Source organism: Bradyrhizobium sp. SRL28, from assembly GCF_018596315.1.
In the GTDB taxonomy this organism is placed as follows: Bacteria; Pseudomonadota; Alphaproteobacteria; order Rhizobiales; family Xanthobacteraceae; genus Bradyrhizobium.
The window spans coordinates 608,890-624,381 of record NZ_JAHEAG010000003.1; the positions used below are offsets into that span (position 1 = coordinate 608,890).

The 15,492-nt window shown below is 64.4% G+C and carries 15 protein-coding genes; 10 read left to right on the forward strand and 5 right to left on the reverse strand.

Annotated features, from left to right (window positions below; all coding sequences use genetic code 11):
* Nucleotides 1–3: 3 nt before the first annotated feature.
* Nucleotides 4–930: a 4-hydroxybenzoate octaprenyltransferase gene (gene ubiA / locus KIP88_RS10890; RefSeq protein WP_214487868.1), complete on the reverse strand. Its 927-nt coding sequence runs from the start codon at nt 928–930 to the stop codon at nt 4–6.
* 10 nt (nt 931–940) lie between these two features.
* Nucleotides 941–1,597, reverse strand: coding sequence for a hypothetical protein (locus tag KIP88_RS10895; protein WP_214487869.1), 657 nt, complete (start codon nt 1,595–1,597; stop codon nt 941–943).
* Nucleotides 1,598–1,804: 207 nt separating this feature from the next.
* On the opposite strand from KIP88_RS10895, the gene KIP88_RS10900 reads away from it, so the two are divergent.
* The 6 genes from KIP88_RS10900 (at nt 1,805) to KIP88_RS10925 (ending at nt 7,802) form a co-directional block, all read left to right on the forward strand.
* A complete protein-coding gene (locus tag KIP88_RS10900; protein WP_214487870.1) occupies nt 1,805–2,557 on the forward strand; it encodes a 16S rRNA (uracil(1498)-N(3))-methyltransferase in 753 nt (250 codons plus the stop codon).
* 165 nt (nt 2,558–2,722) lie between these two features.
* On the forward strand, nt 2,723–3,901 hold the full coding sequence (locus KIP88_RS10905; RefSeq protein WP_214487871.1) for an ATP phosphoribosyltransferase regulatory subunit: 1,179 nt from the start codon (nt 2,723–2,725) through the stop codon (nt 3,899–3,901).
* Nucleotides 3,898–4,875 (forward strand): ATP phosphoribosyltransferase, encoded by a 978-nt coding sequence (gene hisG, locus KIP88_RS10910; protein ID WP_214487872.1) that lies wholly within the window; start codon nt 3,898–3,900, stop codon nt 4,873–4,875. The genes KIP88_RS10905 and hisG overlap by 4 nt, the downstream gene beginning before the upstream one ends.
* A gap of 75 nt (nt 4,876–4,950) precedes the next feature.
* Nucleotides 4,951–5,997 carry a glycosyltransferase family 2 protein gene (locus KIP88_RS10915; RefSeq protein WP_214487873.1) on the forward strand — a complete coding sequence of 349 codons (1,047 nt, stop codon included), beginning with the start codon at nt 4,951–4,953 and terminating at the stop codon, nt 5,995–5,997.
* The gene (locus KIP88_RS10920; protein WP_214487874.1) at nt 5,994–6,836 is read left to right on the forward strand and encodes a ChbG/HpnK family deacetylase; all 843 of its coding nucleotides are present in this window, start codon (nt 5,994–5,996) and stop codon (nt 6,834–6,836) included. The genes KIP88_RS10915 and KIP88_RS10920 overlap by 4 nt, the downstream gene beginning before the upstream one ends.
* Before the next feature lie 129 nt (nt 6,837–6,965).
* Nucleotides 6,966–7,802, forward strand: coding sequence for a DUF2076 domain-containing protein (locus KIP88_RS10925; protein ID WP_214487875.1), 837 nt, complete (start codon nt 6,966–6,968; stop codon nt 7,800–7,802).
* 155 nt (nt 7,803–7,957) lie between these two features.
* On the opposite strand, the gene KIP88_RS10930 is transcribed toward KIP88_RS10925, so the two are convergent.
* A complete protein-coding gene (locus tag KIP88_RS10930) occupies nt 7,958–8,749 on the reverse strand; it encodes a L,D-transpeptidase (RefSeq protein WP_214487876.1) in 792 nt (263 codons plus the stop codon).
* Between the two features lie 304 nt (nt 8,750–9,053).
* On the opposite strand from KIP88_RS10930, the gene KIP88_RS10935 reads away from it, so the two are divergent.
* A complete protein-coding gene (locus KIP88_RS10935; RefSeq protein ID WP_214487877.1) occupies nt 9,054–9,830 on the forward strand; it encodes a protein phosphatase CheZ in 777 nt (258 codons plus the stop codon).
* Nucleotides 9,831–10,084: 254 nt separating this feature from the next.
* Here KIP88_RS10935 and KIP88_RS10940 read toward each other — a convergent pair whose 3' ends face one another.
* On the reverse strand, nt 10,085–10,600 hold the full coding sequence (locus tag KIP88_RS10940) for a hypothetical protein (RefSeq protein ID WP_214487878.1): 516 nt from the start codon (nt 10,598–10,600) through the stop codon (nt 10,085–10,087).
* A 341-nt stretch (nt 10,601–10,941) separates the two neighbouring features.
* Between KIP88_RS10940 and groES the strand changes: the two genes are divergently transcribed.
* Both groES and groL read left to right on the forward strand, forming a co-directional pair.
* Nucleotides 10,942–11,238 carry a co-chaperone GroES gene (gene groES / locus KIP88_RS10945; protein WP_214487879.1) on the forward strand — a complete coding sequence of 99 codons (297 nt, stop codon included), beginning with the start codon at nt 10,942–10,944 and terminating at the stop codon, nt 11,236–11,238.
* Nucleotides 11,239–11,421: 183 nt separating this feature from the next.
* Complete coding sequence (gene groL / locus KIP88_RS10950; protein ID WP_214487880.1) at nt 11,422–13,068, forward strand: chaperonin GroEL; 1,647 nt, start codon at nt 11,422–11,424, stop codon at nt 13,066–13,068.
* A gap of 92 nt (nt 13,069–13,160) precedes the next feature.
* Here groL and KIP88_RS10955 read toward each other — a convergent pair whose 3' ends face one another.
* Nucleotides 13,161–13,955: a sulfite exporter TauE/SafE family protein gene (locus KIP88_RS10955; protein WP_214487881.1), complete on the reverse strand. Its 795-nt coding sequence runs from the start codon at nt 13,953–13,955 to the stop codon at nt 13,161–13,163.
* A gap of 294 nt (nt 13,956–14,249) precedes the next feature.
* On the opposite strand from KIP88_RS10955, the gene KIP88_RS10960 reads away from it, so the two are divergent.
* Nucleotides 14,250–15,449, forward strand: a complete 1,200-nt coding sequence (locus KIP88_RS10960) for a hypothetical protein (protein ID WP_214487882.1) — start codon at nt 14,250–14,252, stop codon at nt 15,447–15,449.
* The last annotated feature ends 43 nt before the right edge of the window (nt 15,450–15,492 follow it).

The following is a 15,492-nucleotide window of genomic DNA, read 5'->3' on the forward strand; positions in this document are numbered from 1 at the left end:
AAGTCAGCGCATCACCGCGTCGGCCAGCAATCCCGCGAACAACAACAGTCCCGCGTCGCGGTTGGACTTGAAGACGCGCAGGCACAGCGCGGGATCGCTGATGTCCAATCGCCGGATCTGCCAGGCCAGATGCGCGGCGAAAGCCACGAGCCCGATCCACGCCGGCCAGCGCGCGCCGCCCAGCACCAGCGCCACGCCGATCAAGATCACTGCGAGCGAATACAACACCGCGAGCGCCCGGTGGGTGCGCGCGCCGAACAGGCGTGCGGTGGATTTGATGCCGATCAACGCGTCGTCCTCGGCGTCCTGATGCGCGTAGATCGTGTCGTAGCCGATCACCCAGGCGATCGAGCCGGCATAGAGCGCGAGCGCGGTCAGATCGATCCGCCCCAGGATCACTGCGAAGCCCATCAGCGCGCCCCATGAGAACGCCAGGCCCAGCACGACCTGCGGCCACCAGGTGATGCGCTTCATGAAAGGATAGACCGCGACGATGACCAGCGAGGCGATGCCGGTCAGAATCGCGAAACGGTTGAACTGCAGCAGCACCAGAAGTCCGATCAGCGCCTGCAGGACCAGGAAGGCGAACGCCTGCGTCACGCTGATCTGTCCGGCGGGCAACGGCCGCGACCGCGTCCGCTCGACCCGCGCGTCGAGATCGCGATCGGTGATGTCGTTCCAGGCGCACCCCGCCCCGCGCATGACAAAGGCGCCGATCAAGAACAGCACGATCACCAGCGGCAATTGCGAGACGTCGCGGGCAATGCCGGCGGCCAGCGCCGCCGACCACCAACACGGCATCAGCAACAGCCACGATCCGATCGGACGGTCGAAACGGGAGAGCCTCAGATAGGGCTGCGACCAGGATGGCGCGCGTGTATCGACCCAGTTGCCGGTGGCATCGGCAACGCGGGTGGTCGCGTCGCTCATCGGACTGGGATCATCGGGCGAGAACGTTGCCGTTCAGCGTATCGAAGGTGCTGCCGCCCTTCTTGACGGCCTGCGCCTCGGGGAGCGCCGCCGAAGAGCCGAGCACCTCGCTCAGGCTCGGACCGGCCGGTCCTCGCGTAGCCGCCTGCTGCGCGACGGCACAGACCTGATTCTGCATCTTCTCGGTGTTCTTGTGGCCGTTCTTGAGCTGGTCGGCGATCTGCGGCGGAATTCCGCATTTGGCCGAGTTGGTCTCGACATATTTGATCATCTTCACTTCGGCCGCGCCGAAATTTTTGATCAACTTGCAGGCCTCATCCGGCGGCGCCTTGCGGTCGCTCGCGGCCTTGATCATCTTGCCGCGCCGCTCGGCTTCCTCGCGCAGGGGAACGAAACCCTTCATGCAGGCGTCTGCCCCACCGCTGGCCTGTGGCGGCGGCCCACTGAAGCCGCTGGAAACCGGGGCGGCACCCTGTGACGGGAACGCCGACGGAGCGCCGACCGAGGCCGACGGCGCAGCGCCATTCACCGGCGGAAACGGTGAAGCGTTCGCAGGTGCTGCGCTCTGGTTGGGCAATGGCGCCGGAAAGGCACCTTGCGCAAAGGCGTGGCCCGCGTGGAACGTCACGGCGGCAGCGGTCAGCGGCACAATCAGGCGGCGGATCATCAAGAGTTGTTCTCCGGCGAGGTCAGGCAAAGCCCCAACGTGTCCCGAACGAAGCAGATTTGCGAAAAAGCTTTTTACGATTCCTGCCGCCGCTTAACAACCCGTGGATTGGGGCAGCAGCGCGGCGCAGCGACGCCCGGAAGCCAAAAATAGCCTCCGGATTCTAGCGCTTTAGGCTAAAAGCGCTCGGTAACGGAACCTTTACCGATGCCTGACCTCGATTTTCGCGCCCCTCGCCTGTTCGTCGATGCCCCCTTGGGTGAGGGTCAACGAATCGCGCTGGAGCGCAACCAGAGCAATTATCTGGGCAATGTGCTCAGGCTTTCCGCCGGCGAAAACATCCTGGTGTTCAACGGCCGCGACGGCGAGTGGCAGGCGCAGATCGAGGGCCGCAAACGGCCCGACGGCTTGAACATCGTCGCGCGCACGCGGCCGCAGGATCGCTTGCCCGACATCGCCTACATCTTTGCGCCGCTGAAACACGCCCGCCTCGACTACATGGTGCAGAAGGCGGTCGAGATGGGGGCCTCGGCGCTGCAGCCGGTGTTGACGCGGCACACCCAGGTTTCGCGCGTCAACGTTGAGCGGATGCGCGCCAATGTCATCGAGGCCGCCGAGCAGTGCGGCATCCTGAGCCTGGCTGAGGTTGCCGAGCCCGTTGCGCTCGACCGCTTTCTCGACAAGCGCGAAACCAGACGCCTGCTGGTGTTCTGCGACGAGGCGGTCGAGATCGGCAATCCCATCGAGGCGCTGGGACAGGGGTTAACCGCGACTGAGGGCATCGACGTCGTGATCGGCCCCGAGGGCGGATTTGCCGAGGAGGAACGGGCGCTCTTGCTGCGACAGCCCAGGACGTTGCGGCTATCCTTGGGCCCCCGCATCCTGCGCGCGGATACCGCTGGTGTCGCCGCGCTGGCGCTGGTGCAGGCGGCGCTCGGGGACTGGACCAGACCGGGCTAGCCCCAACGCGCCTCCCGATAAGCCACCGCCCATTAATTCAGTTGGTCAATCCCTGTCGAAACGCCGCCCCGGCCATGCTAAGGCCTGCGCCAACGAGGCCCCGGAACCCCGGGGAAACCCCAAACGAACCCTGGAACCCGGTTTTTCCGGATATTTGGACGTGAAATGACCGCGACCGCTGCCGTCAGAGGTGCTGCCGGATCCGCCGCCTGGGCGGACGCCCTACTATTGTCGTTTGCACAAGGCGGCTACGTCCAGGCCCACCCCGGCATCCTGCAGCCGGCGGAACCGTTCCTCGACCTCTCCGGCGAGGACATTCGCAAGAGCCTTTACCTGACCACCGACGCCTCCGGCGACGAGCTGTGCCTGCGCCCCGACCTCACCATTCCTGTGGCGCGCGATTATCTCGCCTCGGCCAGCGCCGGAAAGCCCGCAGGCTTCAGCTATCTCGGGCCGGTGTTTCGCTATCGCGGCGGCCAGCCGAGCGAGTTCCTGCAGGCCGGCATCGAATCCTTTGGCCGGCAGGACCGCGCCGCGGCGGACGCCGAAATGCTGGCGCTGGCGCTGGAAGCAACCACAGCCTTCGGACTGAAGGACGTCGAAATCCGCACCGGCGACGTCGCCCTGTTCACGGCGCTGATCGATGCGCTTAATCTCTATCCGGTGTGGCGGCGGCGGCTGATCAAGGATTTCAACCGCAAGGTCAGCCTCACCGCTGATATCGAGCGGCTGACGCTTGCGACCGCGCCCGGCCGCAACGAATATGAGGGCGTGCTGGCCGCACTTGCCGGCTCCGACCGCAAGGCGGCGCTGGCGCTGGTCACCGACCTGATGTCGATCGCCGGCACCACCAATGTGGGCGGACGCACGGTGGCCGAAATCGCCGACCGCTTCCTCGAACAATCGACGCTGAAGGGCGGCGCACTGCCGCGCGACGCGCTCGCCGTCATCAAGCGCTTCCTCGCGATCGCGGGCGACCCCGATGAATCGGTGGCGCAACTGCGCGCGCTCGCCGCGGACGCCAATCTCGATTTGTCGGCGGCGATCGATCAGCTCGAAAGCCGCGTCGGCTTCATGGCCGCACGCGGCATCGACACCAAGCTCGTGCGGTTTTCGACCTCGTTCGGCCGCGGACTCGACTACTACACCGGCTTCGAGTTCGAGCTGCATGCCAAGGGAAACAGCATGGGTAACGGCGTCGAGCCGCTGGTGGCGGGCGGGCGTTATGATGGCCTGATGACGCAGCTCGGTTCGCCCATGCCGATCCCCGCGGTCGGATTCTCGGTCTGGATCGAGGCCCTGACGCAACTAGGCCGGCCTGCCTCGCAAGGGAGCGCCACATGACCGCCCCCTTCGTTCTCGCCGTTCCCTCCAAGGGCCGCCTGCAGGAAAATGCCGAGGCGTTTTTCACGCACGCAGGCCTGTCGTTGGCGAAACCGCGCGGCGCGCGCGACTATCGCGGCACCATCACGGGCCTCGACAATGTCGAGATCGCCTATCTCTCGGCGAGCGAGATCGCTTCCCAGCTCGCGCGCGGCATGGTGCATCTCGGCGTTACCGGCGAGGATTTGTTGCGCGAAAGCATTGCGGAGGCGGACGAGCGCGTGCTGCTGATCGACAATCTCGGCTTCGGCAGCGCCAATGTCGTGGTCGCGGTGCCGCAGGCCTGGATCGACGTCCGCACCATGGCCGATCTCGACGACGTCACCACCGGTTTTCGTGCCCAGCATAACCGGCGGATGCGGGTCGCGACCAAATACATCAACCTGACGCGCAGCTTCTTCGCTTCCCATGGCGTGGTCGATTACCGCATCGTCGAGAGCGCCGGCGCCACCGAGGGCGCGCCGGCCGTCGGCACCGCCGAGATGATCGTCGACATCACAACGACGGGCGCCACGCTGGCCGCCAATGGGCTCAAGGTGCTGGACGACGGCGTGATCCTGCGCAGCCAGGCCAACCTCGTGGCGTCCCGCGATGCCGACTGGTCGACTGACGCCCGCGAGACCGCGCGCGTGATTCTGGATCACATCGCCGCGCGCGCCCGGGCCAGCAAATATCGCGAGGTGCGAACGCGTTTCGCCGGCTGCAACGATGCGCTGCTGGCGGAGGCGCACAACCGTTTTGGCGTGGTGGCGCCGTTCGGCGGGCCGACCTCGTCGGGCATGCTCACGCTGCACTGCCCGCCGATGCACCTTTACGCCCTCGGCAGCTTCCTGCGAGAACACGGCGCCGACACGGTGTCGGTCGCCTCGCTCGACTATGTGCTCGACCGGGAAAACCCGTTGTTTGCCAGGCTCGAGGCGTTCTTGCGGCAATAAGGCTGCCGTTTCGTTCATCGTTGCGACAGCTTCGCACAGGTAACATATACGGTTGAATAATCTGGGACCTGATCGATGATGCTCGGCTCTGACGTTTCTCGCCTGTCGACGACCACAGCCAGCGCCGCGGCGCAGGGGCTGTCGATTGTCGTGCCGTTGTACAACGAGGCGGCAGGGCTCGCTTTGCTGCACGAGCGGCTGGTCGGCCTCGCCCGCACACTGAAGGCCCGCTACGGCCTCGGATGCGAAGTGGTCTATGTCGACGACGGCAGCGCCGACAACACGCTGGCGATCGCGCGCACGCTCACCGCTGATGCGCTCGACATCCAGGTGGTGTCGCTGTCACGCAATTTCGGCAAGGAGGCCGCGCTGATGGCGGGGCTGGACCATGCGCGCCTTGGCGCTGTTCTGTTCATGGACGGCGACGGCCAGCATCCGCCGAGCCTGGTCGAAAAACTCGTCTCGCACTGGATCGAGGACGGCTACGACGTCGTCTATACGGCGAAGGCGCACCGCGACAATGAATCGCTCCTGCGCCGCCAGGCGGTGCACGGCTTCTACGCGCTGATCAATTGGGGCGCGCGGCAGAAAATCCCCGAGGACGCCGGCGATTTCCGCCTGCTGTCGCCGCGCGCGGCTACGGCGCTGCGCCAGCTTCCCGAGCGCAACCGCTTCTTCAAGGGCCTGTCGAACTGGATCGGTTTCCGCCAGATCCGCGTCGATTACGAGCCGGCGCCGCGCGCGCATGGCGTCACGACATTCAGCCCGGGCCGGCTGATCGGCCTGTCGATCGAGGGACTGACGTCGTTCTCGGTGGCGCCGCTGCGCTTTGCGAGTCTGCTCGGCGTGCTGCTGGCGATCAGCGCCTTCCTGTTCGGCCTGACCATTCTCTGGGAGGTCTGGACCACCGGCAAGCAGGTCCCCGGCTATCCCTCGCTGATGATCGGCATGATGACGATCGGCGGCGTGCAGCTCATCATGATCGGCATCGTCGGCGAATATATCGGCAAGATCCTCTCCGAGCTGAAGGCGCGTCCGATCTACTTCGTCGCCGAGCACTCCGAAAAGCGTGCCGATGGCGAGACGGCGGCGAGCGCCACCGAGCGGACCGCCGCCGAATGAACGACGCTGCGCTGCGCCGGATCTGGCTGTGCGCCGACGATTACGGGCTGGCCGATGGCGTCAACCGCGCCATTCGCGATCTGATCTCCCGCGGCCGTCTCAATGCCACTTCGGTGATGGTGGTTGGCGCAGCGATCGGCCGCGCCGAGGTCGCCGCGTTGCAGGACGTCGTGGCGGCGAGCCCGCGCTGCGCGATCGGCCTGCACGCGACGCTGACCGCACCGTTTCGTCCGCTGACGATGCACTTTCGGCCGCTCAATGGTGGTCTGTTCCTGCCGTTTCCGACCATGCTGCGATCGGGGCTGTTGCGGCGGCTCGATCCGGGACTGATCGAGGACGAGATGCTCGCCCAGCTCGCGGCCTTCAAGGCACTGTTCGGCCGTGCGCCCGCTTTCGTCGACGGCCACCAGCATGCGCAACTCTTTCCGCAGGTGCGCGACGCCTTCCTTCGCGCGGTGAAGGAAGCTGCCCCCGGCGCCTGGGTCCGCCAGGGCGGACGCCTCAAGCCGCTGGCCGGGCTGCTCGGCGCCCCGAAGGCGCTGGTGCTCGACGTTCTCAGCGCGCAATTCCGCAAGCGCGCCGCCCGTGCCGACATCCCGTTCAATCCCGCCTTCGCCGGCGCCTATGATTTTTCGCAAGCGCCCGATTTCGGCGTGCTGATGGGTGAGTTCCTTGAAGGATTGCCGGAAGGCGGGCTCGTGATGTGCCACCCTGGTTTCGTCGACGAAACGCTCAGGAGTCTCGACCCCCTCACCACCCAGCGCGAGGCGGAACACACGTTTCTGGCAGGCGATCGATTCCCGACATTGCTGGCGGCGAATAAAGTTACATTGAGCTGATAAGACTCGGGTAATCCCGGCGTTTTGTCGCATACCAAAATTTAATTCGGCCACCCACTACTTGCGACACAAAGCCCGCCCTACATCTTCCCGGCGCGTTGACGACGATCCGACGCGAGGGAGAGGGCCATGACACCGCAAGAACGCCAACTGATTGACGATCTTTTCGACCGGCTTGCCAAGCTGGAAAGCGCCAAGCGCGATCCCGAGGCGATGTCGGCGATCATGCAGGGCCTGCGCAATGCGCCCAATGCGGTCTATGCGCTGGTGCAAACGACGCTGGTGCAGGACGAAGCGCTGAAGCGCGCCGACATGCGCATCCAGGAATTGGAAGCGGGCGCGGGTCAGCAAGCTCAATCCGGCGGCTTCCTCGATTCGATGCGCGATGCGATCTTCGGGCAGAACCAGCAACATGGTTCGGTGCCCAACGTTCGCGCGCCCGAGATCGCCGGCGGCAGCCGGCCGGCCTGGAACACCGGACAGGTGCTGCAGCAGAACCAGGCGCCCGGGCAATATAATCAGCCCGGACAATACAATCAGCCAGCCTACGCCCAGCCGGGCGCGCAGCAGCAGTCGCCGTTCGGCGGCGGCGGCTCGTTTCTCGGAACGGCGGCGGCCGCCGCGGTCGGCGTGGTCGGCGGATCGATGCTGGCCGGCAGCCTCCGTTCGATGATGGGCGGCAGCGGCAACCAGCAAAGCTTCGGCGACACGGCGGGCCATAGCGGTGGAATCGAAGACCGCAGGCCATGGAGCGACCAGTCCGGCGGCAATCTGGCGCGTGACGCCGGAGTCAACGACATCGGTTCGCGCGGCTCGTCCAGCCAGCGCGCCGACAACAACGATAATGATTCAGGTTCGCGGCAGGGCTTCTTCGATCAGGCCTCGCACGACGATGATAACGACATGGATCATGATGGCGACGGCTTCGACGGCGACGATGGCGATGGGGACAGCGATTACGCGTGATCGGCGTCTGAGTTGAAAATGAGAAACGGCCGCCCGATCGGGCGGCCGTTTTTATTTGTAGCCCGGATGGAGCGAAGCGCAATCCGGGACAGTCGCTCCGCGGTGAGATCGCCCCCGGATTTCGCTTCGCTCCATCCGGGCTACGGGTTACCGGCTCAGATCACCACGACCCTGGCGCCGACGCCGACGCGGCCGTAGAGATCGATGACGTCTTCATTGCGCATCCGGATGCAGCCGGACGACACGTTGGTGCCGATGGTCCAGGGCTCGTTGGAGCCGTGGATGCGATAGAGCGACGAACCCAGATACATCGCGCGCGCGCCGAGCGGATTTTGCGGACCGCCTTCCATGTGCCGCGGCAAATCGGGACGGCGCGCCAGCATTTCCGGCGGCGGCGTCCAGGCCGGCCATTCCTTCTTTGCCGAGACCGTCTTGACGCCCGACCAGGTAAAGCCGGGGCGGCCGACGCCGACGCCGTAACGCAGCGCCTTGCCGTCGCCCTGCACCAGGAACAGGAACTTGTTCGGGGTGTCGATCACGATGGTGCCCGGGCTTTCCCTGCCGTGATACTCGACCACCTGCTTTTCGTATTTCGGATCGAGCCGGTGCTGCGAGGGGTCGAACGCTTCCTCCTCCTCCCGGCGCATCGACTGCGGATCCATCGGCGGCAGCAACGCACGCCGCCCGCCATATCCGTAATCGGGCTGCGTCTGATAGGCCGGTTGTTGCTGATAGCGCCCGCCCTGCGGCGCATCGCCGAACAGGAATTCGATGAAGCCGCCCCCCATCCTGGAGCGTTCGGCAGAAGCCATGCGCACCGGCGCCGGCTCTCGGGCGTAGATCACAGTGGGTTCGGCAGTGGACGAGGCGTCGATCGCAAGAGCCTCACTGGCGAAGCAAAGGCAGGACGCGCTCGCGAGGAGCGCAAGGGAGATTTTTCCGGACATCGACGTACTCTGTACTGTTCGTCACTGCGGGTTGGCGGCGGCGCGACGAACGCCGCGGCATGCGATCAATACAAATCAAAACCTAATCGGTTTGGTAAACAGATCAGCCGTTTCGATTCACCATTTCGGCAATCGCGCGCGGATTTACCCGGTAGCGTTTATTTTGCATGAACGCGCTGCCCTCATGGTTAATCGTTGGTGTGCGGCCGCAGGCAATCCGCCGACACGCGATGTTCCGGCGTGAACCTCACGTTAAATGGCATCGGTCTAAAACACACGCGAAGTGAAGGGGTGGGAAAAACTCATGTCGGTAAATCGCAAACGTTTTCGTATCGAACAAGCCCTTCTGGGCGACGCGCCTATTGTCATGCCTGCCGTCGAAGGCGGAGAAATCGGCCCGATGCATCGTGAGATCATGGCCGAGCTGCGCGCGATCCGCACACAGATGGCCGGCTTCGGTCACGCCCGCGACGGTTCGACTGTCGCCACGGATATCACGCGCGAGACCGCCGACGCCCACGCGTTGCTGGAAACCTACCGCGCCCAGATCGAGCAGTGCGCGAAGCTGAAAGTCGAGCTCGATCTCATTCACGACGCCATCAACCGCACCAAGCGCGAAATCGCTACCCTGCACGGCAACAGCTTTGACGGCCAGGAAATGGCCAAGGTCAATGGCGAGCTCGGCGCCGTCGTTGGCGGCACAGAACAGGCCACCCAGCAGATTCTCGAGGCCGTCGAGGCGATCGACCAGGCCGCCACCGCATTGTCCAAGAACATCTCGCCCGACCAGCAGAAGCTGCTCAGCGAGGAAATCCAGGAACGCGTCGTCGCGATCTTCGAGGCCTGCAATTTCCAGGACTTGACGGGCCAGCGCATCAGCAAGGTGATGCAGACGATGAAATTCATCGAAAAGCACATCATCGAGATGATGGAAATCTGGGGTGGCGTCGATGCCATCAAGGCGCACGCGCCGCCGATCGTCGATACGCGCGAAGGAGACGCCAAGCTGCTGAACGGCCCGAAGCTGGACGGCGACGACGGTCACGCCTCGCAGAACGACATCGACGCCCTGTTCGATTGATCGGACTGGTTAACGCTGACTAAACAAAACGCCGGCTCGACGCCGGCGTTTTTTGTTTACTCCGCCTCATCCTCCACTGTCATCGTCCGCCTTGTGCGCAATTGCGCACTGGAGCGGACGATCCAGTATTCCAGAGACGTCAGTAATTCAGCGGAGAAGCCGCGGCGTACTGGATGCCCCGACGGAGCCTGTCATCGGGCTCGCCGAAGGCGAGACCCGGTGGCGGGGCATGACGGCAAGGAATATGGTTTGCCTCACGCCCGCGGCGCGCAGCGGACGTAGACCATATTGCCGTAACGGACCGCGGCATCCTTTTCGATGAAGCGCGTCACCAGCACGCGGCCATCGAACGAGACGATCTCGCGGTCCTGTTCGCCGCCGGCCGGACCGGCCGGACCGATATAGTTCTTGCCGCTTGGGCTGCCCTTGAGGCGCAGTTCCTGCGGGGTGGCCTGGTCAGCCAGATGCATGACGACGCCGCCGGAAGTGCCGGCGCTGATCACATAGGGCTGCTTGCATTGCCCGCGCGCCGCCGCTTCGGTGCGGGCGCGGTCATTGGGATTCTGGAACGAGGCGAGGCCCCAGCGGCCGACGATCTCGTCGGAGCGGATGGTCGCGGGCATTTCGGGCGCAACGCCGGGCTCGGCGTCGGGCGCCGGACTGGACGACAGCGACGGCAGACTCATGCTGCTGCACCCCGCCAGCAAGGCCGTCAGCGCCGACGCGATCGCCAGATTGGCAACCGTACGCGCATTACGTGAGCTGATCATCGTATTCCCCCGAGCAAATCCTTAGGCCGCTCCCGTCAAGCAGCCAACCGTAAAAAGCCTGCCGGAGCAATGACGTCGGTTAAAATTACGCCGCTGCGCCGATTTGGTTTCCGTGGCAGCATCCTATATTGGCCTCAAGAAGGCTTTAACCCCCTTGTTTGCTTGACAGGATCAGCGCCAAGCCATATTTCCCGGCCCCACGTTTAGCACTCAAATACGAAGATTGCTAAGGGTCGTGCTGTCCCGCCCCGGGCCGGCGTCGAATAGCCGGCATTCCCAGCCATTCTCGATGGCACAGACCTGAAACCACGCCTTCCAACGGAACTTCAAGAGGAGACGTCATGGCCAAATCCAAATTCCGCCCGCTGCACGACCGCGTCGTGGTCAAGCGCATCGATGCCGAAGAGAAGACCAAGGGCGGCATCATCATTCCGGACAGCGCCAAGGAAAAGCCGTCGCAGGGCGAAGTCACCGCTGTCGGCCCGGGCGGCCGCGACGAGGCCGGCAAGCTGATTCCGATCGACCTCAAGGTCGGCGACCGCGTGCTGTTCGGCAAATGGTCGGGCACCGAGGTCAAGCTCGACGGCGAGGAACTCCTCATCATGAAGGAGTCCGACATCATGGGCGTGCTGACGTAAGCCACCGCGCAAACCAGTCGTCATGCCCGGGCAAAAGCGCGAAGCGCGTCTTCGCGCTAGATGACCCGGGCATCCTTCTTCGGAAGAGTCTTACTCAGGCGATGGATTGCCGGGTCAAGCCCGGCAATGACGAGCTAACAACGCGGCAAATGGCCGTACCCATCATTTCCAGGAGCAATTCACATGGCTGCCAAAGACGTTAAATTTTCCGGCGACGCCCGCGACCGCATGCTGCGCGGCGTCGACGTTCTCGCCAACGCGGTGAAGGTGACGCTCGGTCCGAAGGGCCGCAACGTCGTGATCGAGAAGAGCTTCGGCGCTCCCCGCATCACCAAGGACGGCGTCACCGTCGCCAAGGAAATCGAACTCGAGGACAAGTTCGAGAACATGGGCGCGCAGATGCTGCGCGAGGTCGCCTCCAAGACCAATGACACCGCCGGCGACGGCACCACCACCGCAACCGTGCTGGCGCAGGCGATCGTGCGCGAAGGCGCCAAGTCGGTTGCCGCCGGCATGAACCCGATGGACCTCAAGCGCGGCATCGACATCGCGGTCCACGCGGTCGTCAAGGACATCGAGAAGCGCGCCAAGCCGGTCGCCTCCTCCTCCGAGGTCGCCCAGGTCGGCACCATCTCGGCCAACGGCGACACCGCCATCGGCAAGATGATCGCGCAGGCGATGCAGAAGGTCGGCAATGAAGGCGTGATCACGGTTGAGGAGAACAAGTCGCTCGATACCGAGGTCGACATCGTCGAGGGCATGAAGTTCGACCGCGGCTACCTGTCGCCCTACTTCATCACCAACGCCGAAAAGATGACGGCCGAGCTCGAAGACGTCTACGTGCTGCTGCACGAGAAGAAGCTCTCCGGCCTGCAGTCGATGCTGCCGGTGCTGGAAGCCGTGGTGCAGTCCGGCCGCCCGCTTTTGATCATCGCCGAGGACGTCGAGGGCGAGGCCCTGGCGACCTTGGTGGTCAACCGCCTGCGCGGCGGCCTGAAGGTCGCCGCCGTCAAGGCGCCGGGCTTCGGCGATCGCCGCAAGGCCATGCTGGAAGACATCGCGATCCTGACCGGCGGTCAGCTGATCTCGGATGAACTCGGCATGAAGCTCGAAAGCGTCACCATCAACATGCTCGGCCGCGCCGGCAAGGTGGTGATCGACAAGGAAAACACCACGATCGTCAAGGGCGCCGGCAAGAAGAAGGACATCGAAGCCCGCGTCACGCAGATCAAGGCGCAGATCGAGGAAACCACCTCGGACTACGACCGCGAGAAGCTGCAGGAGCGTCTGGCCAAGCTCGCCGGCGGCGTCGCGGTGATCCGCGTCGGCGGCGCGACCGAGATCGAGGTCAAGGAAAAGAAGGACCGCGTCGAGGACGCCCTCAACGCGACCCGCGCGGCCGTCCAGGAAGGCATCGTGCCGGGCGGCGGCGTGGCGCTCTTGCGCGCCAAGAAGGCCGTCGGCCGCATCAACCACGACAATTCCGACGTCCAGGCCGGTATCAACATCGTGCTGAAGGCGCTGGAAGCTCCGGTTCGCCAGATCTCGGAAAACGCCGGTGTCGAAGGCTCGATCGTGGTCGGCAAGATCCTCGAAAACAAGTCCGAGACCTTCGGCTTCGACGCCCAGACCGAGGAATATGTCGACATGGTCGACAAGGGCATCATCGACCCCGCCAAGGTGGTTCGTACCGCGCTGCAGGACGCTTCGTCGGTCGCAGGCCTCCTGGTGACCACCGAAGCCATGGTCGCCGAATTGCCGAGGGAGCCGGCGCCGGCGATGCCGGGCGGTGGCGGCGGCATGGGTGGAATGGGCGGAATGGGCTTCTAGGCCCAGCCCATCCTCACGCAAGCAGATCGAAGGCCGCCTCCGGGCGGCCTTCTTTTTTGGCTCCGAGACTGCGAGTCGCAGGCCGGACGCGGTTATTCGTGACGCCAGACTTTGATTGCCGATATGAGCAGCAGCGCGGCCAGCACTGGCAACAATATTGAGTTCGGCACGAAGCCCAGCAACAGGCCGCCGATGAATGTCCCGACAATCGACCCGGCGGCCATAACCAGCAGGAACAGCTTGTTCCGGCCGATCACCGAGAAGCTGTCATCCATGCTGTAGCGGGTGAATCCCACCAGCATGGTTGGCAAGCTAACCGCCAGCGACAGGCTGCCCGCCAGTTTGATATCCGCGCCGAACAGCAGAACCAGGGTCGGGATTAGAAACTCACCACCGGCTACGCCCAGCAGCGATGCGATCACGCCGATGACAAAGCCGGCAATGATCCCGGACGCCATAAGCGACGCGCCCGTAAGCGCCGGCGATCCCGCCACGGTATCATGAGCGAACAGCAGGATGCCGGCGATCAGCACCAGCAGTGCCGCAATAACGCGGTAGAGCGTTTCCGACTGAAGCCTCGTTGCCCATCCCGCACCAACCCACGCGCCAGCGAGGCTGCCGGCAAGCAGGTTGACAATGACCGGCCAGCTTGCGGCAACTGCAGCAAACGGCACGGTACTGGCGCGGAACGGCAGCGCAGTGGCGACCACGACAAGGCTTATCGCCTTGTTCAGGATAACGGCCTCAAGGCCATGAAAGCGAAAGAGGCTGATCAGGACGGGTAGTCGAAACTCGGCACCGCCGAGGCCGATCAAGCCGCCTAGCGTTCCAATGAGAGCGCCAGCACCGAATGCTAGCGGCTTAGAGCGCTTGATGATTTCAGGCATGGCAGCACGACAGCTTGGGAGCTTTGGATACCCGCGATCCGTCGTGCCGGTGTGCTGCACACCCTGCTTACGGCAGAGTGTGGGGTACTTAGCTTATCAGTTAGCAGGGCAGCGTCTAGCCGCCCTTTGGAGAGAATGCGTCTGCCGATGGCGCGCGCGAGGTGCCGGTGAGTACCTTACCGGTCCACGGCAAAACGGGCAGGATGACGCCTCCTCACGGCCTTCTTTTTGGCCGAAGACGCCGAGGTTTGCTAACTAGGACGTCACCGACTCCATCGTTTCAGGGAATTTCATATGCGCGCGCGCTTCCTTCTCCTGCTCGGTCTGATCACGGTCTCCCCGAGCCTCGCTTTCGCCCAGATGAAACTCCCCTCCAAGACGGCGCCGGGCGCGACCGAGACGCGCTATTTCACCGCGATCGACGGCCTGATGGACGGCAATGCCGACGTCATCCTGAAGGAAACCCGGCAGGGCAAGACCGTCACCGCGGCCGTGCTCGACGTCTGCTATCCTGCCGCGAAGGGCTCCGATCGCAAGGACCGCTTCATCGCCAACCTCACCGTCAGCGGCCAGAGCCTGACCGGCACGACGCAAAGCGTCGGTGACAAGCTGCCGGTCACCGTCAAGCTGTCGCGCAAGCCTGTCGCGGACACGTTCGAATTCCGTGGCCAGATCACGATTGGCCAGGCCGTGACCGAGGTGACCTCGACGGACAATTCCGATCTCAGCGAGAAGGAATTCCTCGACAACCAGACCAGTGACGACGGCATCACCCCGGCGCCGAAGGATTTTACCGAGGTCTCGCCGGAAGCGTTCGGCGTGCGGGTCAAGCTCGACGCCGCGCTCGATTTCCTCAAAAGCCTCAAGGGCGAGGCCGTCGAGGTCGGGCTGTCGAGCCTTTCGATTTCCTGCGATGCGCTGCGCGCCGGCGAGCAGACCATCAACCTCACGGCCGATCCGGAGCGCACTGCTGCACTGATTGCGAAGGCCAAATCGATGCCGGGCGTGGTCGCAGCGGGATGGACCAGCGGCTCTGTCGAGATGGACCGCGCCATCCGTTTCGCGGCCGCCGAATGGCGCGACGGCGACAAGATCAACAAGGAGAAGATCGCATCGGCGATATCAGCCGTTCTCTCCAGGACGCTCGCAGCCAAGGCGGCGGGCTCCGACTGGGACGCCAATACCGGAAAACTGACATTGACCTTCAAGCGGCCGAGCCCGGTCTATCCGGCGCTCGCGCTCACCGAAAGCGTCGAGGTCACCGCCCTGGTCTCGCCGGACAAGCCCGGTGCGTCGGACAGGCTGATGCTGTGGATCTCGAGCCCGGTGATCACGACCGCGGATGAAGGCGCGGGCGCGAAGCTGAACCTGTCGGAAGAGTCCACCGGCGACGAGGAAGGCGGCGAGCCGAAGGACGACAATGGTTCGGTCGAAGCGCTGGCCAAGGAATTCAAGGGCCAGCGCTGGGACGCCGACAAGAGTGTGTGGAAATGATCCGCAGGCCGGCACGATAGGGCGACCGGCAAGCTGCGCGCGT